Below are 21880 nucleotides of genomic sequence, written 5' to 3'. Positions count from 1 at the left end.
GCCCGGCTCAGCTTCAACCGGAAGCTTAACTGCGGAAGAGCGAGAGAATGTTCTGCGCGCTGGAATTGGCAATCGACAGCGACTGGATCGCTAGTTGTTGCTGCGTCTGCAATGCCGTCAGCTTGCTTGATTCCTCTTCCATGTTTGCATCGACGAGGCGGCCGACGCCCGAATCGATCGAGTCGCTCAGCGCTGAGACGAAATCCTCCTGTAGCTGGATGCGTGTCGAGATCGAGCCGAGCTGCGAGGCTGCCCTCGTCATCGCATCGAGGCCGAGTTCGACGGCCGTCAGGGCGAGCGAAATCCCGTCCGTTCCAAAAGATGTGATGTCCATCGAGTAGATTGAACCGATGGTGCCGTTCGAAGAGCCGATAATGCCCGACGAGGTTTCGATTGCGCCACCGCTGACGCCGAAGAGAACGTTGCCGGTCGACGAGGAATCGAGCTTGTAGTCGGTGGTCGTAACGGAAGTGTTTCCGTTGCCGTCGCGCACGAAGGAGGAGACAACGCTTTTCGTTTCGTTGCCCGCGACCCAGTTTTCGCCCGAGAAGGATGCCGATTGCGCTATGCTGAGGAGCTGCGCCTGCAACTGCTTGATCTCTTCCTGGATTTTTGTTCTGTCGACACCCTTTTCGGTAGCGGCAACCAGCTTAGCCTTGATTTCTGTCACTACGTCGACGGCGCTGTCCATCGCAGAATAGGCTGTGTCGACCTTGGCGGCACCCAGACCCAGCGCGTCGGAGACGGCCGAAAGCGCCTTGTTGTCGGAGCGCATGGTCGTTGCAATCGACCAGTAGGCGGCATTATCGGCTGCCTTTTCTACGCGATAGCCGGATGAAACATGATTTTGGGTTTCCTCCAGGCTGTCATTGATGGCCCGCAGCGTCTGGAGAGCGGCCATTGCAGCGACATTGGTCAAAATACTGGTCATAAAATGATTGCCCCTTGTTGGCATTTTTTGGAAAGGGACATTCCGGACTACCGGGAGCGGCGGTCAGCTTTCATGCCTGTTAACCGAAAATCAATATTGGTTAACCCGCCGTTTCGTTGAGCGCAGAAGACGCCAAAATGGTTAACGAATAGTTAACGCCAACAGAAAAAGCCGCGCTCCCAACGAAGCGCGGCCTCCTTATCGTGGCCTGCCGGACGAGCCGGCCGGTGAATGTTCTTCGACCAATTAGCCGCGGAAGAGCGACAGAATGTTCTGCGAAGAGGAGTTGGCGATCGAGAGAGACTGGATCGCAAGCTGCTGCTGCGTCTGCAGGGCGGCGAGTTTGGAGGATTCTTCTTCCATGTCGGCGTCGACGAGACGGCCGATACCGGAGTCGATCGAGTCGCTCAGAGCCGAGACGAAATCGTCCTGCATTTCGATGCGGGTGGAGATCGAGCCAAGTTCGGCGCCAGCCGAAGTCATCGCCTTCAGTGCGGATTCGACGTTGGACAGAGCCGTCGAGAGCTGGCCCAGCGTGAAGTTGGTGATGTCCATCGAGTAGACCGAACCGGTTGCGCCCGTCGAGGTGCCGAGGATGCCGGTGGAGGTTTCGATCGTGCCACCGCTCATGCCGAACAGGACGTTGCCGGCCGAGGAGTTGTCCAGCTTGTAGTCGGTCGTCTTGACCGACACGCCGTTCGAACCATCGCGAACGAAGGTCGAAACAACGCTCTTGGTGGTGTTGTTTGCGCCGGCGACCCAGTTTTCGCCAGAGAATGCCGCCGACTGAGCGATGCTCAGCAGCTGTTCCTGAAGCTGGTCGATTTCTTCCTGGACCTTCGCCTTGTCGACGCCGTTTTCAGTCGCGGCAACCAGCTTGGCCTTGATTTCGGAAACAACGTCGATGGCGCTGTCCATCGCGGCATAGGCAGTGTCGACCTTGGCGGCACCGAGGCCGAGAGCGTCGGAAACGGCCGAAAGCGCCTTGTTGTCGGAACGCATGGTCGTTGCGATCGACCAGTAAGCAGCATTGTCAGCGGCCTTGCCGACCCGCAGGCCGGACGAAACGTGATCCTGGGTCTCGCCGAGGCCCTGGTTGATGCCGCGCAGAGTCTGGAGAGCTGCCATTGCAGCGTTGTTGGTAACGATACTCGTCATGTCTATTTGCCCCTTTGGCAGGAAAAACAAGGAAGGGACATTCCGGAATTTTTTGCCGGCCCACAGCGATCAGCTTCATGCCTGTTAACCGTATCCATTAAGGTTAACTCGCCGTTTCGATGGGCCTAGAAAACAGCAAGATGGTTAAGGAATACTGAAGCTGAAGGAGAAATTTAGTTAATGAAATCTGAATGTTAGGTACTGTTTGATTAACATGTTCTTAAAACATTTCGCGGCCGGGATGATCCGGCCGCGAGACTTAAGTGCTTGTCGATTTCGACCGCGCTTAGCGGAAGAGCGACAGGATGTTCTGCGAAGAGGAGTTGGCGATCGAGAGAGACTGGATCGCAAGCTGCTGCTGCGTCTGCAGGGCGGCGAGCTTGGAGGATTCTTCTTCCATGTCGGCGTCGACGAGACGGCCGATACCGGAGTCGATCGAGTCGCTCAGAGCCGAGACGAAATCGTCCTGCATTTCGATGCGGGTGGACAGCGAGCCAAGCTCGGCGCCAGCCGAAGTCATCGCCTTCAGTGCGGATTCGACGTTGGACAGAGCCGTCGAGATCTGGCCCAGCGTGAAGTTGGTGATGTCCATCGAGTAGACCGAACCGGTTGCGCCCGTCGAGGTGCCGAGGATGCCGGTGGAGGTTTCGATCGAGCCACCGCTCATGCCGAACAGGACGTTGCCGGCCGAGGAGTTGTCCAGCTTGTAGTCGGTCGTCTTGACCGACACGCCGTTCGAACCATCGCGAACGAAGGACGAAACAACGCTCTTGGTGGTATTGTTTGCGCCGGCGACCCAGTTTTCGCCATTGAAGGAAGCCGACTGAGCGATGCTCATCAACTGCGCCTGCAGCTGGCTGATTTCTTCCTGGACCTTCGCCTTGTCGACGCCGTTTTCAGTCGCGGCAACCAGCTTGGCCTTGATTTCGGAAACAACGTCGATGGCGCTGTCCATCGCAGTGTAAGCGGTATCGACCTTGGCGGCACCCATGCCGAGAGCGTCGGAAACGGCCGAAAGCGCCTTGTTGTCGGAACGCATGGTCGTTGCGATCGACCAGTAAGCAGCGTTGTCGGAAGCCGAGCCGACGCGCAGACCGGTCGAAACGTGGTTCTGAGTCTGGTTCAGGCCCTTGTTGACGTTACGCAGCGTCTGGAGAGCTGCCATGGAAGAGTTGTTCGTATTGATACTTGTCATAAAAGTCTGTCCCCTAGAAAACTAGATACAAAAGGAGGACATTACCGGACTGCTTACCGGCGATGACGGACCAGCTTCATGCCCCTCGGTGCCCTGTGTTCTTGGCCCCAAACCCGTCATGTCGGGGAGCAATCTCGCAGCCAATGCTTGCCAACTTCTTAAAACGAAGCAGTGCCCGAACGCCCACAGCAGGCGTAGTTAATGCACGGTAAATATCTGTAATCTCGAGCTAAAATTATTTCGTGGAGCGCCTCAACCGGCCACCTGTTTCAAGCAAGCTTCGCCCGGCAATATGCGATGAACCAGGGTTGGGATAATTGCGCCTTTGCGGTGACGTGGGCGCGACCCTGAACGGCGACATTCAAACGGATATTTCCGCACGGAGTTGGTTTTGAACAGCAAAGTTTCGTTTTCGGCAGCCTCCAAAGACTTCCAGATGGGCCGCTATACCCAATCGCTTGCAATACTGAACCAGCTCATCGACAGCCAACAGGACGCCAAAACCTACGCGCTGCTTGCAAAGAACCTTTTGCAGTTGGGCTTCAAGGCGGATGCGGCAAGATCCTATGCGCTCGCTGCGCAATACGACGGTCCGAACGCCTACGAATACCACAAGCAGGCCGCACGTCTGCATTTTGAGTGCGGGAACGAAGACGACGCATTGCTGATCGGGATGCGCAATCTGTCGAAGGCGCAGGATGACGCTGAACTTGCCTATATCCTGACCTCGATCTACCTGAACCGCCAGCAGCGCGACATCGTAAAACCGTTCAAGAAAGTGCTGTCGGAAAGTTCCAATCCGGACCACTCCAGGCTCGCCGCCCTGCTTCTGACCGACGACCTGCACGATCAGACCAACCAGATGCTCGCGCGCAACCTGTTCAAGCGCTACCCCGGCAATATCGCTTTCCGCTTTCTCTATCTTGTCTTCTTGCGCGAGTTCAACGATTTCGACGAAACCGACAAACACAGCGGTCCGATCATCGAGCGCATCGCCAAGGGCGACCTCGACGTGCTTCGCAAGGACAACCCCTTCTATCATCTTCACTGGAACGGCGACGAGCGCCTGAACCGGTTTGCCACGATCGGCACGACCCCCCTCAATCCAGAACGCGTCGCCATGCGGCGGAAGATGCCGCACACCTGGTCCGACAAGATCCGCGTCGGCTACATGTCCTCGGACTTCTGGGACCACCACGCGACGATGAAGCTCCTGCAGCGCATCCTCGAGCTGCACGATACCAGCCGCTTCGAAATTACGCTCTTTTGCCACACCGAGCCGGAGCATCTGGCTAAGAACACGACCGACCGCAGCCGATGGGGAAATGTCGTCGACGTGTACGGCCTTTCCAATGAAGCAATCGCTGCGGTCGTTCGCGAGCACAACATCGACATCATGGTCGACCTGAAGGGCCACACGGCCGGCAGTCGGGCGACGTCGTTCAACCTCCCGCTGGCGCCTGTTCACGTCGCCTGGCTCGGTTTTCCGGGAAGCACGCTCAACATCGATCTCGACTACGTCATCGGCGACCGCTTCGTCCTTCCGGATGCGGCAAAGCCGTATTACCATGAGAAATTCTGCAGGATGCCGGAAAGCTACCAGCCGAATGACCCGACGAACCGCCCGAAACCGAAGCCGATCTCGCGGGCCGAACTCGGACTGCCTGAAGATGCCTTCATCTTCGCTTCGTTCAACGGCAACCGCAAAATCATCGCCGAGACGATCGACAGCTGGTGCAACATCCTGAAACGCGCGCCCAACAGCGTTCTCTGGATCATGTCCAACGGCGCGCGCAACCAGGCAAATCTCTCCAAGAGGTTCCAGGAGGCCGGCATCTCGCAAAAGCGCATCATCTTCTGCCCGCGTGTCACCTACGAAGAACATATCACCCGCCAGCAGGCAGCCGACATCGGCATCGACACATTCCCGGTCAACGGTCACACGACAACGTCGGAGCAGCTATGGGGCGGCCTGCCGGTCCTGACAGTCAAGGGCACGAACTTCGCCTCGCGCGTCAGCGAGAGCCTGCAGCACGCGATCGGAATGCCCGAACTGGTTGCCCCGGACCTGAAGGCTTATGAGGACATGGCCGTCGAGCTGGCGCAAAATCCCGGAAAGATCGCCGGCTACAAGGCGCGCCTGAAAGCCAACGGCCCGATCATGCCGCTTTTCGATGCGGAGCGCTTCTGTCATCACCTGGAAACAGCCTATGAAATGATGGCAGAGCGCGCCAGGAACGGTCTTGACCCCGATCACATCGACGTGCCGGCCTTGCCGCCACGTACGGAGCCGTTCTACTCGGCGGAATAACTGCTGCATAAGCTGTTCTTCCCCGTCCTAAGCAACGAGGTTGGCGCGCGCGATTTGAATGGAGGAAACGCCGGGTAGCATGCCCGGCGCCTTGTCATTGCCGGCCAAACGGTATTGTCGGTGGAGGTTAGCTGAAGGATCGCACCAGGCTGCCGACGAGCAGGTTCCAGCCGTCGACCAAAACGAAGAACAGGATCTTAAACGGCAGCGAGATCGAAGTCGGCGGCAGCATCATCATGCCCATTGCCATGGTGATCGTTGCAACGATCAGGTCGATGACGAGAAACGGCAGGACGATCAGGAAGCCGATCTCAAACCCGCGCCGGATCTCCGAAATCATGAAAGCGGGAATAAGAACACGGTAGTCGACCCGGGCACCGGTCTGGACGGTCTGGCCGCGTTCGCGCGCGAGATCGACGAAGAGCGCCAGATCCTTGTCGCGCGTATTGGCGGCCATGAACGTGCGGAAGGGCTCGGCAATGCGCTGCACGGCCTCCTGCTCGTTGATCTGGTTGGAAAGCAGCGGCTGCACGCCGCTCTGCCAGGCCTGATCGAAGGTGGGAGACATGACGTAAAAGGTCATGAAGAGCGCCAACGAAAGCAGGATCATGTTGGAAGGGGTGGACGAAAGCCCCATGCCCGTGCGCAGGATCGAAAAGGCGATGACGAAGCGCGGAAAGCTCGTCACCATGATCAGGATGCCGGGAGCGACGGAAAGGACCGTCAGAAGGCCGAAGGTGCGGATGATCCAGGCGGCGACGGAGCCATCGACGGGTATGTTCAAAAGATCTGTCGGCAGCTGCTGGGCAACCGCCAATTCCGGCGCCGCCATCATGGCAGCGAAGAAAACTGTGAATCGAATCATTCGATGACAAAGGTCCTGAACATGACCTTCGATACTCGTCCTTGCGAGCGCAGGTCAACACGTTCCCGTATGTCATCCCGCAGATATTGAAAGCCACGCGGTCCTTCGATCTGCTGAAGGGAAACGGTGCGAATGTAAGCCAGGATATCCTGGTGGATGTCCTCGGCCACTTTCACGTCCGGGGGACCGTTGAAAAGCAGCGCCACTTCGAGCCGGACCCAGTTTTCCGAGGGATAGGCGAGGTTCGAGGTGATCGGCTCAAGCTGGACGACGTTGTTCGCCTCGGTGGAAATATGGGGCAGTCCGCCCTCGCCTTCCGTTGTCTGTTGGCCGCTGGCCGAAACCGTTTGCGCCGCTGCCTGCTCGGCGCTCTTGACGTTTGGCGCAATCATCGTGCCGACGAGCCAACCGCCGCCGGCGCCGACAACGGTGAGTGCAAGAAGCCCCGCCGCCATGATCACCATGGCGGACTTCGCTTTCGGCTTGCCGTCGGTATCTTCTGAGTCTGCCATGGTCGTCCGGCCCTAGAGCGGCGAGAAGAGATCGATGGCCTGCTGGCCGCGTGGCGGCTGCTGCACTTCCATTAGGCGGCCACGGCCGCCGTAGGAGATGCGGGCTTCGGCGATCTTCTCGTAGGAGATCTGGTTTTCGGAATCGACGTCCTGCGGACGCACGATACCGGCAACATTGAGAATGCGGATTTCCTGGTTTACGCGGACTTCCTGCGAACCGCTGATGACAAGGTTGCCGTTTTCGAGGATGCCGGTGACGACAGCAGCGACGAGCAGCGTGAGCTTTTCGGATCGCTCGATCTTGCCCTTGCCGTCAGTGCTCGTGTCGGAACCGTAGGTGATGTCCGTCTCGGAGGTCGGATTCCAACCGAAGATGTTGGCCTGCACATCCCAATTGAGGCCGCTCGAATTCTGGCGGCTGCGATTGGTTTCGTTGTCGAACGTCGCCTTGTCGTTGATCTGGATATTGACCGTCAGGATGTCGCCGACGTTGAGTGCGCGCGCATCCTTGAAGAGCGCTGCCTGGGAATCGCTCCACAACGAATAGCCCTGCGCTACCTGGCGCGGCTGCTTCGGATAAAGGGCCATCTGCGGCGTTTGGCCATAAGCAAGGCCGCTGCCGATCGGGCTCATGGCGGGCGCCCGGCCGATCTCCCTCACAGCCTGCGGCGACTGGCAGCCGGCTAGAAGGGCAACAGCGGCAATGACAGCCGGGAAACGCTTGTTCATGAGGGATCCTTCGAGGTATTGGGATCGGACGCACTTGCGATGATATTGGCGATGACGGCCGCCTTCAGCGGATCCATCTCGTTCAGGATCAGGCTCGACTGACGCGAGCCGAGCCGCATGATCACCGCCGCGGCGATTTCGATCTTGACCTCCTGAAGCTGCAGCGCCGCAGCATCCGGCTTCATGTTCTTGAAGATGTCGGTAAGGCCGGCCTGAGCCTGCTTGAGGAAATCGTCGCGACGCTTCAGCCAGTCCTGGTACTCGGCCTTGCGCTTGTCCATCTCCGCCACGCGGGCATCGATATCGGCGCGCAGCTTTTCCAGTTCCTGCCTCTGCAGCAGATAGCGCCGATCTCGCGCCGGATCGGCGATGTTGGTGCAGAACTGCTTGATTTCCTCTTCCGAGCTCAGGTCGCCGGCAGGTCTTGCAGCTTCCTGGGCAAAGGCGCCGGGGATGGACAGAAGGATGGCCGCGGCAGCCGGTAACGAGAGCCGCCGTAGCAGTTCAGATATTCTGATGTCGAACTTCGATCCGATCATTGCAGTACGAGCTCCGCCTGCAGGGCGCCCGCGGACTTGATACCCTGCAGGATTGCGATGATACCATCCGGCTTGACGCCGATGTTGTTGAGACCTGCGACCAGGGTCCGCAAGTTAGGACCCTCGAGGATCGCGACCCGCCCGCCGTTTTGCTGCGCAGCAATATCTGTCTGCGGCTGAACGGCTGTGACGCCGCGCGAGAAGGGTTCCGGCTGGATAATCTGCGGCAGCTCGGTAACCTGTACGGTCAGGGTCCCGTAGCTGACCGCGACCGGCGAGACGCGGACATCCGCCCCGATGACGATCGTGCCGGTGCGCTCGTTGACCACGACCTTTGCCGGCGTATCGGTCTCGACGACCAGATTTTCTATGTCGGCCATCAATCGCGTCAGGTCCGCCGCACGCGGCTTCTGGACGATAACTTCCTGCGCGTCCCTCGCCTCGGCAACCGGACCGCCGAAACGGGCAGCCGCATAGCCGTTCACCACATCTGCAATGCGCACGGCCGTCGAAAAATCAGGGTTGCGAAGCTGCAGCACCAGATTGACGGAATCCTTGAATTGCGAGGGAAGCTCGCGCTCGATAATTGCACCGCCCGGGACGCGGCCGGCCGTCGTGACGCCCTCGGTCAGCGTTGCAGCCTGGCCCTGCGCCTGGAAGCCGGAGACAACGACGGAGCCCTGCGCGACTGCATAAATCTGGCCGTCGGCGCCCGAAAGCGATGTCATGACGAGCGTGCCGCCACGCAGCGAGGTCGCGTCGCCAAGCGAACTGACACTGACATCGATGCGGCTGCCGGGGCTTGCAAACGGCGGAAGGTTCGCCGTGACCATGACAGCAGCCGTATTCTTCGCATTGGATTCGCCGCCCTGCGTCGAAATGCCGAGGTTCTGCAGCATGGCGCGCATCGACTGTTCGGTGAACGGCGAAGCGCGGAAGCCGTCGCCCGTGCCCTGAAGGCCCACGATGAGACCGTAGCCGATGAGCTGATTGTCGCGCCCGGCCTGCAACGAGGCGATGTCCTTGATGCGCGAGGTCAGCGCAAATGCCGGCGTCACATGCGCCATGGACAAGGAAAGCGCCGCAAGGGCGATACACATGCGAGAGATTATCTTCATTTTGCCGCCACATGTATGGTGCCATCGGCAAGCACGGTGCCGCTGACGATGACGCCTGAATCCATGTTGCGGGCACGAACGACCTGGCCGGTAGAGCCGTCCTCGAGCGGCGAGCCTGCCGCCGAGATCGTCATCGCGCCGATGCGGAAGATAAGGCGAATCTGCGATCCGCGGGTGACAGTGTACGGCTCGCGCAGGGCCGAGACGGGGATCGTGCGTCCCGGCAGCAGCGTGCGCTTCGAGATCATGCCGCGAACTTCTTCGATGGATCTCGCATAGCCGCCAGCAAGGTTGGGATTGGTGACTTCGACCTCCTGAAGCTGGCCACCGCTGATCGTTTCTCCGGGATAGATGATGGCCGTCGGCACGACCGCATAGCCCATGCCGGCGCTCACGGAGCCGGGCAAGACGATGCCTGCGATCGCAACCGCGGCCAATGCCGTCGAAGCGACTGTATTTCTCGCCCGGCGAAACTTCATGTTCGGCCCTTTCCTCTTACTTCAGGTTCTTGCTGACGATGGAGGCCATTTCGTCGGCGGTGGTGATGACCTTGGAGTTCATTTCATAGGCGCGCTGGGCCGATATCAGCTCGGTGATTTCCTTCACCGGATCGACGTTCGACGATTCCAGGTAGCCCTGCTTCATGTACGCAAAGCCCTCTTCGTCCGGCGTACCGACGACCGGGTCGCCCGAGGCCGGCGTCTGCTGGAAAAGGTTGTCGCCGAGTGGCTGAAGGCCGGCTTCGTTGACGAAGCTTGCAAGCGTCAGCTGGCCGAGCGTCGTCGGTTCCGTCTGGCCGGGGAGCTTTGCGGTGACTTCGCCGGACCGGCTGATCGTCAGTTCCGTCGAACCGGTCGGAATCGTGATGCCCGGGACGACCTCATAGCCGTCGACGGTGACGAGCTGTCCCTGGTCATTCTTGTTGAAAGCGCCCGCGCGCGTGTAGAGCGTCGTGCCGTCCGGGGCCTCGATCTGGAAGAAACCCTTGCCGATCAGCGCCACGTCGAGGTCGTTGCCGGTCTGGCTGAGCTCGCCTTGAATGTGCAGGTTGCGGATCGCAGATGTCTGCACGCCGAGGCCGATATTGGCGCCTTCCGGAACGATCGCCTGGTTGGCGCGGTTTGCGACGCCCTTGGCGCGTTCGGTCTGGTAGAGCAGATCGGTAAACTCGGCGCGTGCACGCTTGAAGCCTGTCGTATTGATGTTCGCGATGTTGTTCGCGATCACTTCGAGGTTTGTCTGCTGGGCATCCATGCCCGTAGCCGCAATGGCGAGCGCTCTCATCGGTTCGTCCTTAAATCCAGTTACATCTGCATCTTGGTGACTTCGAGAAAGGCCGACACGACCTTGTCACGGATTGCGATTGCGGTTTGCAGGGTCTGCTCGGCCTGCAGCATGGAATCGACAACTTCGCGGGTCGTCGCCGCACCCTTGATGCCGGCGAAGGACATGCTTTCAGCGCCCTTCATGGTACCGACGGCCTGCGTTGCCATGTTTCCGAGAACGGCCGCAAAGCTCTGGTCGTTCTTGGCGCTTTCGGCGGCAGAAGGAACCGTGGAGGAATTCTCGGTCGCAACGCTGCCGAGGCCGCGCGTTACGGAAAGAGAGCTGACGTTGGTTATGTTGTTGATCATTATTGGCTCTTCAGGAGATCGATCGTGGACGAGATCAGGTCGCGGGTCTGCTTGATGGTCTGCAGGTTGGCGTCATAGGAACGGTTGGCTTCGCGCATGTCGGCCATTTCGACCAGCATGTTGACATTCGGCAGCTTGACGACGCCGCGCTCGTCGGCACCCGGATTGCTCGGATCGTATTCCGTCGTGAAATCGGATTCGTCGACGCCGAGCTTCTTGACGCCTACTGTCGTCACACCGCCGGCGCGATCCACCTCCTCGCCAAACGTGATCGTCTTGCGGCGATAGGGATCGGCACCGGGCGTATCACCGGTCGAACGGGCGTTTGCGATATTTTCCGAGACGATGCGCAGGCGTGTCGACTGCGCTTCGAGTCCGGAACCTGCAATCTTCATTGCTGCTGACAAGGGATCCACGACATTACTTCCTTACGGTCATCAACATCATTCGGTGGAAGGAGCCCACCAAAGAGGTGTTCAACTCGTACTGACGCTTGATCTCGCCGGACTTGGACAGCTCCTCTGCAAGGCCGACGGTGTTGCCCGATTCCTGCACGCCGATTTCCTGGTCGAGTGCAGCTTCCCTGACGTCGATGCCGCCGCTGGTGCTGAAATCGTTGCCGCTGAAATGCGCCGGATTGGTGCGGGCCATCGTGATATCGGCCTTGTCGAGCACGGCCTCGAAAGGCGTCACGTCCTTGGCACGAAATTTCGGCGTGTTTGCATTTGCGATATTGCCGGCCACAACCTCCTGACGGATCGTCAGCCATTCCGCCTGCCGCGAGGCCAAGTCGAAAAGTTGAATCGGTTGCATGGGAACTCTCCGTTTTTACTGAGAGGACCCTAGGGCGGCAATCTTGCGTCAGACTTACGGAGAATTTCGGCTCTTTCCCGAAGCGATCTTTATGGAAGCGCCAAAAGGAAAGAGGCCCCGTCGCAGGCGCGGGAGCCTCCATCGACCGCAGCAATCGAAATCATTTGTTCTGGTAGACTTCGCCGTTGGACGTGACGATCACCCATTTGCCGTTGCGCTCTTCCAGCGTGGCAAGACGGCTTTCGTCCGGCAGGATCGATCCGACGCGCACGACATACATGCCCGAGGAATCCTCGATCAGCGCGCGGCCGTTGGCGACATGCAGCAGCTTGAAACCGGAAACGGCCGGAAACGGCTGGTCGTCGGGCAAGGCACCCTTGTTGCTCTCCCTGCCGACATTCGAAACCGTCGCGGTCGTCAGCGGATCGAAGGGAGGCGCGGGCTTCTTCTCCACTTCGTTCTTGTTGACCATCGCAAGCGGCGAAACGCTGAAAACGTTGCGTTCGGGCCAATCCGGCAGGTCACGGCTCCGGTCCCCTTGTTCGACTTTGATGCTGAACTTGTCCTCGTTGAAGAAGACGTACCATGGGAAAAATGCCGCCGCGCCCGCCAGCGCAAGCCCGGTCACCGTCAGCACACGGTCGAGCATCAGCGCCTGCCGCTTTTCCAGCGACTTCAAGGGAGCGATGCGCTCGTCATCATCGTCGAAAGTGGTCAAAGCTAGCCTCTGGGTCTCGTCGGGATGGTCGCCGGCTGGTTCGCAATCCCGGCAGCCGTCTTGAGTGCTGCCGCCAGGTCAGCAAAGGCATCGGCCGATTCGCGGTCTCCCGGCGACTGTTTCAAAACATCGTAAATGATCGGTACCTGCTTGACCGCCATGTCCAAATCCGCGTCTGCCCCCGGTCGGTAGCCGCCGATCAGGCGCAGGTCGCGGGTTTCCTCGAAGCGATGGATCAGCGCCTTCAGGCGCGAGACGAGCTTTTCCTGATCCGGCGTCCAGGCCTTGCGGGCAAGGCGCGAAATGGAAGCCAGCGGGTCGATCGGCGGATAGCGGCCCTCCTCCGCCAGGCTGCGCTGCAGGACGATGTGGCCGTCGAGAATGCCGCGCGTCGAGTCGGCGATCGGATCGTTGTGATTGTCGCCATCGACGAGGATCGAGATGATTGCAGTGATTGTTCCGGTGCCCTCCGGACCGGGACCTGCCCGCTCGAGCAGTCGCGGCATCTCGGTGAAAACGGATGCGGGATAGCCGCGGGCGATCGGCGGCTCGCCGGATGCCGTCGCCACTTCACGGATGGCGTGGGCAAAGCGCGTGATGCTGTCGACAATCAGGAGAACGTTGTCGCCCTGATCGCGGAAATGTTCGGCGATCGTCACCGCCGTCAACGGCGCCATCTTGCGCAGCATCGGGCTCTCGTCGCTGGTGGCGACAACAGCGATCGACTTCTTCATGTTCTCGCCAAGCGTGTCCTCGATGAATTCGCGCACTTCACGGCCGCGTTCGCCGACGAGCGCAATGACGACCCTGTCAAAGGCGTCGGCCTTGGCGAGCATCGAGAGCAGCGTCGATTTGCCGACGCCGGAGCCTGCGAAGATGCCCAGGCGCTGACCGTGGCATAACGGCGAAAAGATATCGATGGCGCGTACACCCGTCCGGAAGCCCTTGTTGACACGCTTGCGCGTCATCGAAGGCGGCGCGGCATTGGAAATCGAGCGGCGATCGAGGCCCTCGACGATCGGGCCAAGTCCGTCGATCGGTTCGCAGAGCGAATTGATTGTCCGGCCGCACCAGCTTTCGGCTGGCGATATTCGAAAAGCCCCCTTGCGGATGACCGTGTCACGAATGCCGATCGGCTCACCGGGTTCGATCGGGCAGACATAGGCAAGTTCCGGCTCGACGCGGACGACCTCGCCAAGATGGATGCCGGTCGCCGACTTGTGGGCGACGAATTCGCCGAGACGGACGTGGCGGGAAAGTCCGCTGACCGTATAGTGGCCGGCAGCGATCGTCTGGACATGGCCGCCATGTGCGACCGCATGTTCCGGCTTGATATAGCGGCCGACGAGGGCGGCAAGATGATCGAGCTTCGGCGAAAGCGCGTCTTCAGTCAGCGGTATGTTGGTCATCCGTCAAACCTTCCGCTCAACGGCTGCCACCCAGAGTCTTGATGGCCTCGTTGAAGGAGCTTTCGCTGTCTGCCGTCAGCGAGGCGATGCTCTCGAAGGCACGGTTGACTTCGATCAGCTGGGTGATTTCGTGCATCGCGTTGACGTTGGAGTTTTCGAGATAGCCTTGCTCGATGCCGATATTGAACCGGTCGGTAACGGCCCGCGGCGTCTGCGTGGTCATCACGCCGCTGTTCTCATAGCGGAGATAACCCTTGGTTATATCGGCTTCGAAGAGACCGAGCGAGCCGACCTGCCGCCCGCCCTGGTAGATCATGCCGTCATTGCCGACCTTGGGCTCGCCACCGGCCGTGTTCAGCTGAATAGGCGCGCCGCCAGCGTCGAGAACCGGGTAGCCGCGGATCGACACGAGCTCGCCCGTATCCTTCATGGTGAAGCGGCCGTCCTTGGTCAGAACCTGACCCGCCGGTGTATCCAGTGCAAACCAGGCGTTACCCTTGATGGCAAAGTCCAGCATGTTGCCGGTGTGCTGCAGCTCCCCGCTGTCGCCGGACAGATAGTCGTTGCCCTGCGAGACGAAGGCAACCTTTGCGTTGAGCTTGTTGTCGGTGTCGCTCAGCAACTGATTGAACTTGATTTCCGTCCCGCGAAATCCGGTCGTGTTCACGTTGGCCATATTGTCCGCAATTGTCGTCAGGCGCTTTTCGAGTGCCATCTGGGATGACAAGGAAACATAAAGACCGGATTGCATGGTAGGCTCCTGGCATTGGCGATGAACGCAACGAAGACGGGGTCCCGTCGTTTGTTCGACCACGGTTTAACTGAGCGGCATCTCAGAAACGGACGAATCGGTTCCATTGGTCACCTCGAAGCTGACGGCAAATCCTTGCGCGAAGCTGGCATGCGGATGGGCGCCAACCATCAGCCTCACGCAAGCCAGCAACCCTATCCCTGAGGTTGAAAACAACGTTCAGGTTTGGACTGACGATGAATATCATTATCGGATTTGTGATTACCTGCGGCTGCATCGTCGGCAGCTTCATGGCGATGGGTGGCCATGTCGGCGCACTCTGGCAGCCCTTCGAACTCGTCATCATCGCCGGCGCCGGCCTGGGCAGCTTCATCATGGCGAACCCGATGAAGGTGGTGAAGGATTCTGCAAAGGCGCTCGGTGAAGCCTTCAAGCATACGGTGCCCAAGGAGCGGAATTACCTCGATACGCTGGGTGTTCTCTATTCGCTGATGCGCGACCTGCGCACGAAATCACGCAACGAAATCGAGGCGCATATCGACAATCCGGCCGAATCCTCGATCTTCCTCTCGGCTCCGACGATCCTGAAGAACAAGGAATTGACGGCATTCATCTGCGACTACGTCCGCTTGATCATTATCGGCAATGCCCGCTCGCATGAGATCGAGGCTCTGATGGACGAAGAGATAAACACGATCCTGCACGACAAGATGAAGCCGTATCACGCCATCCAGATCATGGGCGACGCTTTTCCGGCGATCGGTATCGTCGCCGCCGTTCTCGGCGTCATCAAGGCCATGGCGCACATCAACGATTCGCCGGAAGTCCTCGGACACCTGATCGGTTCGGCGCTCGTCGGCACCTTCCTCGGCATTCTGCTGTCTTATTGCCTCTGCTCGCCGCTCGTCTCCCAGATCAAGGTGGTGCGCACGAAGCAGCATCGCCTCTATGTCATCGTGAAGCAGACCTTGCTTGCCTACATGAACGGCTCGGTACCGCAGGTGGCTCTCGAATACGGCCGCAAGACGATTTCTGCTTACGAGCGCCCATCAATCGACGCGGTCGAACAGGAAATGATGAACCCGGGTGGCGAGAACAAGGCGGCCTAAAAGACCATGAGCAACATTTCCCCTCAAAGACCGGCAATGGATCCGGTCCTTCTTGCAAAGCTGACGGGACGCCTCGGCGACCGGGCGACCATAGAAAAGCTCTGCGCTTCATTGTCGGAGGTCTATCGCGAATTCCTGCCGGATGTCTTCAAGAGTGAAACCGGGCTCGATATCGCTGTTGCCTATATCGGCTGCAGTTCCGGCTACAAGAACGATCTGATCGCCGACCTCGACACCAACGTCACCCTCGTCGAGGCGACGTTGCGCAACTGGTCGCAGAATATCACCTTTTCCTGCGGCAACAGCTTCGTCATCACACTGATGGAAAACCTGCTTGGGGCTGCCTCCGATACGATCGAGCAGCCGGCCGATAGATCGCTTTCGGTCATCGAACTTGAACTGGCGGTCATGGTTTTCGAGAAGATCGCCAATGTCTTGCGTTCCGCCGTCAATGCGCCGGGCGGCTTCGAACCCAGTCTTGGGCCGCCGCATCCGCATGAATTGCGCGCCCATCCCTCCAGCGACATGGCAGACGAATTCGCCTCGGCCATCAACATGTCAATCACGCTTTCGGGCATTGCGTCCGAGTTCTCGGTCATCGTGCCCCAGGCGCCACTGCTGAAGACGCAGATCTCAGCACCGAAGGCAACGAACCAGTCCGCCAAGTCCACGGAGTGGACCGAACAGCTCACCGAACAGGTCCACCGTTCTAATGTGACGCTCGACGCGAAAATCCGCCTTCAGGATCTGACGCTGCGCACCATCTCCAGGCTCGCGCCGGGCGATGTCATTCCGTTCCGCGATACCGGCGACGTCCGTGTCGAGGTCAGTGCTAACAGCAAGGAATTGTATGTGTGCGAGTTCGGGCGTTCCGGCGAAAATTATACCGTCAGGGTCAAAGATACGATCAGCTCCGACGACGAACTCATCCGGCATTTGATGAATTGATCGGCTCCCCTCCCTTCGGCTGCAACGGCAGTTTGAGGCAAGTTTCAACTGGAATAGTGATTTCATGGCTACGAAAAAAACTAAACAGAACGACGATCTGTCACTGGAGCTTGCGGGCAACGAAGCCGACCTCGACCAGGCGATCGATGATCTGCGCGGGGTTTTGAAGCAGGATTCGGACGGCGGACTCGCGGACTTGGGCGAAGAGGCCGATGCATTCGGCGGCGGAACCGGCACCGACCTGGCGGCCTTCGGCGACTTTGGAAGCGATGGCGCAGCCGAGACATCCTTCGACAGCAGCGAGTTGGGCGGCGGCGACTTTGGCGGTTCTTCGAATTTCGGCGATACCGGTTTGTCGGCGGCAAGCGCCGAACCGGCACCGCTTGGCAGCGCGCTGTCTTCGAACTTCGAACTGATCATGGACATTCCGATCGACGTCCAGATCATGCTCGGCAGCAGCCGCATGCAGGTTTCCGGCCTGATGAATCTCAACGAAGGTGCGACCATCGCCCTCGACAAGAAAATTGGCGAGCCGGTTGAAATCATGGTGAACGGCCGCAAGATCGCACGTGGCGAAATCACCGTGCTCGAGAATGACGACACCCGCTTCGGGGTTAAGCTGATAGAAGTTTTGAGCACAAAAAAAGCCTGACCCCGGTTAGGGGCGGAGAGGTTAGACCATGATGGACTTTGACGATTTCGGCGGCGCACTTGCCGGGAAACCGTTGACCCAGGCTGAAAAGGCAGCGGCTGTACTCCTCGCTATGGGGAAGGGAGTCGCAGGCCGGCTATTGAAGTATTTCACCCAGGCCGAATTGCAGACGATTATCTCCTCCGCACAGGCTCTGCGGGCCATTCCGCCGGATGAGCTTCTTGGTCTGGTAGCCGAATTCGAAGATCTTTTCACCGAAGGCGCCGGCCTTATGGACAATGCCAAGGCCATCGAGAGCATTCTCGAGGAGGGCCTGACACCGGACGAGGTGGACAGCCTTCTTGGTCGCCGCACCGCATTCCAGGCATACGAAACCTCAATCTGGGACCGACTCGGCGAGGGCGACCCGGCCTTCATCGGCAAGTTCCTGCTGCGCGAACATCCGCAGACCGTCGCCTATATCCTTTCGATGATGCCGTCTTCCTTCGGTGCCAAGGTGCTGATGCAGCTTCCCGACAGCCGCCGCGCCGACATCATGAACCGTACCGTCAACCTGAAATCCGTCAGCCCCAAGGTGGCGCAGATCATCGAAAAGCAGGTGATGACGCTGCTGGCCGAGGTCGAGGCCGAGAAGAATTCGGTCGGCTCGAACAAGGTTGCCGAACTCATGAACGAGATGGACAAGCCGCAGGTCGATACATTGCTCACGTCGCTGGAGTCGATCAGCCGCGAATCCGTCAACAAGGTTCGCCCGAAGATCTTCCTCTTCGACGACATTCTCTTCATGCCGCAGCGCAGCCGCGTCATGCTGCTCAACGATATCTCCGCCGACATTCTGACCATGGCCTTGCGCGGCGCGTCGCCCGAAATCCGCGAAGCCGTTCTGTCCTCGATCAGCCCGCGCCAGCGACGAATGATCGAATCGGACCTGCAGAGCGGCACTGTCGGCATCAATCCCCGCGAGATCGCCATTGCGCGGCGTGCTGTCGCCCAAGAAGCGATTCGTCTGGCAAATTCCGGCCAGATCCAGCTCAAGGAGACGGGGAGCGAAGCGCCGGCAGCCGCCTAAGCGTCTGCTTCTGTTGACAACCCGACGAGAGGCAGCTCACAGCGTTGATCGCGATCGACCACAAGACTACGCTTTTCAGAACGGGCCGCGCCATGCTGCGGCCCTTTCCATTGATGGAGGGCCGCGGACTTGGCTGATGAAGACAAGGACAGCAAAACAGAAGCCCCGACAGCAAAAAAGCAGGCCGACGCGGCAGAGAAGGGCAATACGCCCTTCTCTCGCGAAGTGCCGATCTTTGCCACTGTTCTTGCGACCTTCATCTATCTGACCTTCTATCTGCCTGACGGCATCAGCCGCGTCAGCGAATCGCTCCGCGACATCTTCGAGCAGCCGGACCAATGGAAGATCGAGACCGGGCCGGACGCGATGTCACTCTTCGTGCATCTCGGTTGGGTGAGCGCCGTGCTGCTCACGCCGGCCATGCTGCTGTTCATGACCTTCGGCGTCGTGGCATCCATTAGCCAGAACCTTCCCACTCCGGTTCTCGAACGCATCCGTCCGCAGCTGTCGCGCCTTTCTCCGGCCAAGGGCTTTTCGCGCATCTTCAGCCTGCCTGGCCTGGTCGAATTCGGCAAGTCGCTCTTCAAGATCCTGATCGTCGGCGTGATCATGTTCTTCGTGCTGAAGAGCGAATATTTCAACGCGATCGACGCGATGTTCTCCGACCCGCAAACCTTCTTCGAGCGGACGATGACGATCATGCGCAAGATCGTGCTGGTCGTGCTTTTGGCGACGGCCGTCGTTGCGATCGCGGACTTCTTCTGGTCGCGGCATCACTGGTTCAGCGAACTCAAGATGACGCGCCATGAAGTCAAGGAGGAAAACAAGCAGGCTCAGGGCGACCCCTTCGTGAAGGGTCGCCAGCGCTCGCTGATGCGAGACCGTGCTCGCCGCCGCATGATTGCCAATGTCGACCGCGCCACGCTCGTCATCGCCAACCCGACGCACTATGCCGTGGCCTTGCGCTACGTGCGCGAAGAAAACGATGCGCCAGTGGTTCTCGCCAAGGGTCAGGACCTCATTGCCTTGAAAATCAGAGAGATAGCCGAAAAGAACGGAATTCCGGTTTTCGAAGATCCACCCCTTGCACGCTCCATGTTTGCGCAAGTCTCGATCGATAGTGTCATCCCATCAGTATTCTACAAGGCAGTGGCAGAGCTCATTCACCGGGTATATGCCGCCGACGCCAGGAACAAACGGGTAAGATAAGCCGAATGAAGAAATGCCCCTACTCTTCTCAGCGTGAACGAATTCTTGCCGAAGCCATCAGCCCGGTTGCGACCGAGCTTCGGCTTCTCGACGCTTCGGATCTGATTTCGCTGCTGCGCTTCGAGTATTACGGCAGCATCGCCGATCTGGTGGCGTCTGCCGCGGAGCTCTTCTTTCATCCTGGCACGGTCAATTTCGGACTTGGAGGCAACTACACGCTAGAATGGGGTGGCAAGCCTGAGGTCGTCCTCGATCTCGAGATCAAGCCGCACGGCGTGACGGTCTATGCGCAGCTGACCCTGGCCGAGGAGCATGCTGGCATCGACATCAATCACATCGCCTTCCATGAACCGTCTGCCGATCCAGACGTGAACACGGCCTTTCTCGAACGAAGCCTGCGCGAAAGCCGGTACAATACCCGCTCGCTGCAGGCGCTTGCGGGCTGATGGATCCCTCCGACATGAAGCGTAAAGAGCCCGGCTGGTCCGCCCGGCCCGCGCTTGTCAGCTGATGTAGCCGAGGCGAATGGCCTTGGCGATTGCCTGGATGCGATTGACCGAATCCAGCTTGATCGTCGCCGAGCCGAGGTAGGCATTGACCGTATGGACCGAAAGGCCGAGCTTGTCTGCTATCTCTTCGCTGATGCGTCCGTCGCCGGCAAGTTGCAGGCAAGCGATCTCGCGTTCGCTCAACGCTTCCGCCGCCGCCGCGCGGCGTTCGTCCAGCGAGAGCAGATCCATCATGATCTGGCAGCTGCGGCCGTGAAGCTCCACGATCATGTCGCTGCCGGGATCAAGATAGTCGCCGGTAAAGACGACGAAGCCATTTCCTGCAGCACCGAGCCGCACCGGAAACGCGAGGCCTGAAAAGGGCAGAATGCCATCCATCAGCCGGGCCATGAACGGCGCGAAACTGGCAGAGCCGGGCGCGGCGCGATCATGGCCGCCAGCCCAGGACACAGGCAGGAGGGACTTTTCGATATGGTCCAGCAGCGCGTCGCCGTAACTGTCCACAAGGGCCTTGCTTGAGGCCGCCGCTGCCGAAGGTCCCCAGTTTTCCAGTTCGCAGACCAGACGCTGCTTCACCGGCAGACCCGAGCCGCTCATCCGGTAGACTGCAAAATTCTGGGCATCCGCCAGTTTCTGCATCGCGACCAGCCGCGGGAAGAGGTCGGAGCGGCTGCTTAGCCTGTTCAGGCGCACGCTGCGTATGTGTTCGGTACTACCCATCGCCCTGTTTGACGAATGCCCCATAAATTCCCCTCAGACGAGATTGTTTCTCACCGCAAACGCTATGGCCTCGGAGCGAGTTTTCGTCGCCGTCTTTCGCATGACGCTCGTAATGTAGTTGTTGATCGTATTGCGGGAGATGCCCAGGATCATCGCGATCTCATCGCTGGTTTTGCCCTCGGCGATCCAGAAGAGACATTCGAGTTCCCGTTCCGTCAGCTCGAAATCGCGCTCCGGCCGGGCGCCTCCGCACCGGAGCGAACTTGCGAGATAGCCTGCAAGAAGGCCCACGTCCCTCAGCCGCTCCGGCGACAGGATGAAGCCGTCATCGAAAAGGAACATCAGCGACAGCCGCGAACGGCCGACATTCAAGGTCAAGGAACAATACTGGCGGCTGGCGCCATCCGGCACCTCGGCATTGTCGGGCAGAAGCGTAAAATTCGGCTGGAAGAGCTGCATGCACTTTTCGAGCTCGGTCGTGCGTGCATAGCTCGTCGTCAGTGACGTCGCCAGGGCCTTCACGAGATCGAACGGCCAGTCCGAGGATACGATGAAATCGAGGCCGGCCTCCTGTATGAGGTCTGATCGTGCCAGCAGGTAATGCGACGCTCCGACGTAGTCCGTTAGCGTGCGAAGCGCGAGCTGCAATCTACCGCTAACGGCAATTTCGCTGAGCTGCCCAATAAGCTCCTCGCGAGAGCAAAGATTGACGGTCTGGAGACCAACAAAGTTCGCGGCCTGATTTTCGCCCTTAAGCAGTATGCGCATATCCATCGGCAACGTCCCGCAGCTGAGTGCCCGTTCCTGCAAGGCAGTGTCTGCGCAGGGCCGTCGCGGCCTGCGGCAATGACTAAACGAATCACCCAAGGGTAAGTCAGACGATAGAAACTACCATATCTGAGTTCTTGGGATTTACTCTTGCCGCTTTCCGTGCGCGTGATTCGCGCTCAGACATCGCTTGATTAGCTGGCCTGGAATCTA

General features: G+C 59.3%; 25 protein-coding genes. 7 read left to right on the top strand and 18 right to left on the bottom strand.

The features are described from left to right. Positions 1-25: 25 nt before the first annotated feature. From AM571_RS03575 to AM571_RS03565, 3 genes are all read right to left on the bottom strand, one after another. Positions 26-931 carry a flagellin gene (locus AM571_RS03575; RefSeq protein WP_074060216.1) on the bottom strand — a complete coding sequence of 302 codons (906 nt, stop codon included), beginning with the start codon at positions 929-931 and terminating at the stop codon, positions 26-28. Between the two features lie 246 nt (positions 932-1177). Further along, a complete protein-coding gene (locus AM571_RS03570) occupies positions 1178-2089 on the bottom strand; it encodes a flagellin (RefSeq protein WP_074060215.1) in 912 nt (303 codons plus the stop codon). Positions 2090-2375: 286 nt separating this feature from the next. Then, complete coding sequence (locus tag AM571_RS03565) at positions 2376-3284, bottom strand: flagellin (RefSeq protein WP_074060214.1); 909 nt, start codon at positions 3282-3284, stop codon at positions 2376-2378. 436 nt (positions 3285-3720) lie between these two features. Between AM571_RS03565 and AM571_RS03560 the strand changes: the two genes are divergently transcribed. Then, the gene (locus tag AM571_RS03560) at positions 3721-5595 is read left to right on the top strand and encodes a glycosyl transferase (protein WP_081377133.1); all 1875 of its coding nucleotides are present in this window, start codon (positions 3721-3723) and stop codon (positions 5593-5595) included. A 127-nt stretch (positions 5596-5722) separates the two neighbouring features. On the opposite strand, the gene fliP is transcribed toward AM571_RS03560, so the two are convergent. From fliP to flgF, 13 genes are all read right to left on the bottom strand, one after another. Next, complete coding sequence (fliP, locus tag AM571_RS03555; protein WP_074060212.1) at positions 5723-6460, bottom strand: flagellar type III secretion system pore protein FliP; 738 nt, start codon at positions 6458-6460, stop codon at positions 5723-5725. Continuing rightward, the gene (locus AM571_RS03550; RefSeq protein ID WP_074060211.1) at positions 6457-6972 is read right to left on the bottom strand and encodes a flagellar basal body-associated FliL family protein; all 516 of its coding nucleotides are present in this window, start codon (positions 6970-6972) and stop codon (positions 6457-6459) included. Before AM571_RS03550 ends, fliP begins: the two co-directional genes overlap by 4 nt. A gap of 12 nt (positions 6973-6984) precedes the next feature. Further along, positions 6985-7701 (bottom strand): flagellar basal body L-ring protein FlgH, encoded by a 717-nt coding sequence (gene flgH / locus AM571_RS03545; protein ID WP_074060210.1) that lies wholly within the window; start codon positions 7699-7701, stop codon positions 6985-6987. Further along, positions 7698-8240 carry a MotE family protein gene (locus tag AM571_RS03540; RefSeq protein ID WP_074060209.1) on the bottom strand — a complete coding sequence of 181 codons (543 nt, stop codon included), beginning with the start codon at positions 8238-8240 and terminating at the stop codon, positions 7698-7700. The genes flgH and AM571_RS03540 overlap by 4 nt, the downstream gene beginning before the upstream one ends. Beyond that, on the bottom strand, positions 8237-9358 hold the full coding sequence (locus AM571_RS03535) for a flagellar basal body P-ring protein FlgI (RefSeq protein ID WP_074060208.1): 1122 nt from the start codon (positions 9356-9358) through the stop codon (positions 8237-8239). The genes AM571_RS03540 and AM571_RS03535 overlap by 4 nt, the downstream gene beginning before the upstream one ends. Continuing rightward, complete coding sequence (gene flgA, locus AM571_RS03530; RefSeq protein ID WP_074060207.1) at positions 9355-9837, bottom strand: flagellar basal body P-ring formation chaperone FlgA; 483 nt, start codon at positions 9835-9837, stop codon at positions 9355-9357. The genes AM571_RS03535 and flgA overlap by 4 nt, the downstream gene beginning before the upstream one ends. A gap of 16 nt (positions 9838-9853) precedes the next feature. After that, complete coding sequence (gene flgG, locus AM571_RS03525; protein ID WP_074060206.1) at positions 9854-10642, bottom strand: flagellar basal-body rod protein FlgG; 789 nt, start codon at positions 10640-10642, stop codon at positions 9854-9856. A 20-nt stretch (positions 10643-10662) separates the two neighbouring features. After that, positions 10663-10992, bottom strand: a complete 330-nt coding sequence (locus tag AM571_RS03520; RefSeq protein WP_074060205.1) for a flagellar hook-basal body complex protein FliE — start codon at positions 10990-10992, stop codon at positions 10663-10665. After that, entirely contained in the window at positions 10992-11408 is a 417-nt protein-coding gene (flgC, locus tag AM571_RS03515) for a flagellar basal body rod protein FlgC (RefSeq protein WP_022718688.1), read from the bottom strand. The genes AM571_RS03520 and flgC overlap by 1 nt, the downstream gene beginning before the upstream one ends. A gap of 4 nt (positions 11409-11412) precedes the next feature. Continuing rightward, positions 11413-11805: a flagellar basal body rod protein FlgB gene (flgB, locus tag AM571_RS03510; protein ID WP_074060204.1), complete on the bottom strand. Its 393-nt coding sequence runs from the start codon at positions 11803-11805 to the stop codon at positions 11413-11415. A 160-nt stretch (positions 11806-11965) separates the two neighbouring features. After that, positions 11966-12523, bottom strand: a complete 558-nt coding sequence (locus AM571_RS03505; RefSeq protein WP_074060203.1) for a flagellar protein — start codon at positions 12521-12523, stop codon at positions 11966-11968. A 2-nt stretch (positions 12524-12525) separates the two neighbouring features. After that, positions 12526-13932, bottom strand: a complete 1407-nt coding sequence (gene fliI, locus AM571_RS03500) for a flagellar protein export ATPase FliI (RefSeq protein ID WP_074060202.1) — start codon at positions 13930-13932, stop codon at positions 12526-12528. A gap of 16 nt (positions 13933-13948) precedes the next feature. After that, on the bottom strand, positions 13949-14683 hold the full coding sequence (gene flgF / locus AM571_RS03495; RefSeq protein WP_074060201.1) for a flagellar basal-body rod protein FlgF: 735 nt from the start codon (positions 14681-14683) through the stop codon (positions 13949-13951). Positions 14684-14919: 236 nt separating this feature from the next. On the opposite strand from flgF, the gene motA reads away from it, so the two are divergent. The 6 genes from motA to AM571_RS03465 all read left to right on the top strand — a co-directional run bounded on the left by motA (position 14920) and on the right by AM571_RS03465 (position 20116). Further along, complete coding sequence (motA, locus tag AM571_RS03490; RefSeq protein ID WP_074060200.1) at positions 14920-15792, top strand: flagellar motor stator protein MotA; 873 nt, start codon at positions 14920-14922, stop codon at positions 15790-15792. 6 nt (positions 15793-15798) lie between these two features. Next, positions 15799-16740 carry a FliM/FliN family flagellar motor switch protein gene (locus AM571_RS03485; protein WP_074060199.1) on the top strand — a complete coding sequence of 314 codons (942 nt, stop codon included), beginning with the start codon at positions 15799-15801 and terminating at the stop codon, positions 16738-16740. A gap of 64 nt (positions 16741-16804) precedes the next feature. Continuing rightward, positions 16805-17392, top strand: a complete 588-nt coding sequence (gene fliN / locus AM571_RS03480; RefSeq protein WP_074060198.1) for a flagellar motor switch protein FliN — start codon at positions 16805-16807, stop codon at positions 17390-17392. 28 nt (positions 17393-17420) lie between these two features. After that, positions 17421-18461 (top strand): flagellar motor switch protein FliG, encoded by a 1041-nt coding sequence (gene fliG / locus AM571_RS03475; protein ID WP_074060197.1) that lies wholly within the window; start codon positions 17421-17423, stop codon positions 18459-18461. Between the two features lie 129 nt (positions 18462-18590). Next, a complete protein-coding gene (gene flhB, locus AM571_RS03470) occupies positions 18591-19670 on the top strand; it encodes a flagellar biosynthesis protein FlhB (RefSeq protein ID WP_074060196.1) in 1080 nt (359 codons plus the stop codon). A 5-nt stretch (positions 19671-19675) separates the two neighbouring features. Beyond that, positions 19676-20116, top strand: a complete 441-nt coding sequence (locus AM571_RS03465; RefSeq protein ID WP_074060195.1) for a hypothetical protein — start codon at positions 19676-19678, stop codon at positions 20114-20116. Positions 20117-20173: 57 nt separating this feature from the next. On the opposite strand, the gene visR is transcribed toward AM571_RS03465, so the two are convergent. Both visR and visN read right to left on the bottom strand, forming a co-directional pair. Continuing rightward, complete coding sequence (visR, locus tag AM571_RS03460; protein WP_074060194.1) at positions 20174-20923, bottom strand: transcriptional regulator VisR; 750 nt, start codon at positions 20921-20923, stop codon at positions 20174-20176. A gap of 9 nt (positions 20924-20932) precedes the next feature. Beyond that, a complete protein-coding gene (visN, locus tag AM571_RS03455) occupies positions 20933-21673 on the bottom strand; it encodes a transcriptional regulator VisN (RefSeq protein WP_074060193.1) in 741 nt (246 codons plus the stop codon). Positions 21674-21880: the final 207 nt, after the last annotated feature.

The sequence above is a fragment of the Rhizobium etli 8C-3 genome (assembly GCF_001908375.1).
Lineage (GTDB): Bacteria > Pseudomonadota > Alphaproteobacteria > Rhizobiales > Rhizobiaceae > Rhizobium > Rhizobium etli_B.
The sequence above is the reverse complement of the archived record's forward strand: the minus strand, read 5'-3'. Positions and strand labels throughout refer to the sequence as shown.

What these genes read in the sequence shown, in the direction of transcription:
- AM571_RS03465 (WP_074060195.1), top strand. Translation starts at nt 19,676, where the DNA reads ATGAAGAAATGCCCCTACTCTTCTCAGCGTGAACGAATTCTTGCCGAA.
- flgA (WP_074060207.1), bottom strand. Translation starts at nt 9,837, where the DNA reads ATGAAGTTTCGCCGGGCGAGAAATACAGTCGCTTCGACGGCATTGGCC.
- AM571_RS03570 (WP_074060215.1), bottom strand. Translation starts at nt 2,089, where the DNA reads ATGACGAGTATCGTTACCAACAACGCTGCAATGGCAGCTCTCCAGACT.
- AM571_RS03560 (WP_081377133.1), top strand. Translation starts at nt 3,721, where the DNA reads ATGGGCCGCTATACCCAATCGCTTGCAATACTGAACCAGCTCATCGAC.
- AM571_RS03485 (WP_074060199.1), top strand. Translation starts at nt 15,799, where the DNA reads ATGAGCAACATTTCCCCTCAAAGACCGGCAATGGATCCGGTCCTTCTT.
- fliP (WP_074060212.1), bottom strand. Translation starts at nt 6,460, where the DNA reads ATGATTCGATTCACAGTTTTCTTCGCTGCCATGATGGCGGCGCCGGAA.
- AM571_RS03550 (WP_074060211.1), bottom strand. Translation starts at nt 6,972, where the DNA reads ATGGCAGACTCAGAAGATACCGACGGCAAGCCGAAAGCGAAGTCCGCC.
- visN (WP_074060193.1), bottom strand. Translation starts at nt 21,673, where the DNA reads ATGGATATGCGCATACTGCTTAAGGGCGAAAATCAGGCCGCGAACTTT.
- flgF (WP_074060201.1), bottom strand. Translation starts at nt 14,683, where the DNA reads ATGCAATCCGGTCTTTATGTTTCCTTGTCATCCCAGATGGCACTCGAA.
- fliG (WP_074060197.1), top strand. Translation starts at nt 17,421, where the DNA reads ATGATGGACTTTGACGATTTCGGCGGCGCACTTGCCGGGAAACCGTTG.
- motA (WP_074060200.1), top strand. Translation starts at nt 14,920, where the DNA reads ATGAATATCATTATCGGATTTGTGATTACCTGCGGCTGCATCGTCGGC.
- AM571_RS03540 (WP_074060209.1), bottom strand. Translation starts at nt 8,240, where the DNA reads ATGATCGGATCGAAGTTCGACATCAGAATATCTGAACTGCTACGGCGG.
- flgH (WP_074060210.1), bottom strand. Translation starts at nt 7,701, where the DNA reads ATGAACAAGCGTTTCCCGGCTGTCATTGCCGCTGTTGCCCTTCTAGCC.
- AM571_RS03565 (WP_074060214.1), bottom strand. Translation starts at nt 3,284, where the DNA reads ATGACAAGTATCAATACGAACAACTCTTCCATGGCAGCTCTCCAGACG.
- AM571_RS03575 (WP_074060216.1), bottom strand. Translation starts at nt 931, where the DNA reads ATGACCAGTATTTTGACCAATGTCGCTGCAATGGCCGCTCTCCAGACG.
- flgG (WP_074060206.1), bottom strand. Translation starts at nt 10,642, where the DNA reads ATGAGAGCGCTCGCCATTGCGGCTACGGGCATGGATGCCCAGCAGACA.
- visR (WP_074060194.1), bottom strand. Translation starts at nt 20,923, where the DNA reads ATGGGGCATTCGTCAAACAGGGCGATGGGTAGTACCGAACACATACGC.
- AM571_RS03520 (WP_074060205.1), bottom strand. Translation starts at nt 10,992, where the DNA reads ATGATCAACAACATAACCAACGTCAGCTCTCTTTCCGTAACGCGCGGC.
- fliN (WP_074060198.1), top strand. Translation starts at nt 16,805, where the DNA reads ATGGCTACGAAAAAAACTAAACAGAACGACGATCTGTCACTGGAGCTT.
- flgB (WP_074060204.1), bottom strand. Translation starts at nt 11,805, where the DNA reads ATGCAACCGATTCAACTTTTCGACTTGGCCTCGCGGCAGGCGGAATGG.
- fliI (WP_074060202.1), bottom strand. Translation starts at nt 13,932, where the DNA reads ATGACCAACATACCGCTGACTGAAGACGCGCTTTCGCCGAAGCTCGAT.
- AM571_RS03535 (WP_074060208.1), bottom strand. Translation starts at nt 9,358, where the DNA reads ATGAAGATAATCTCTCGCATGTGTATCGCCCTTGCGGCGCTTTCCTTG.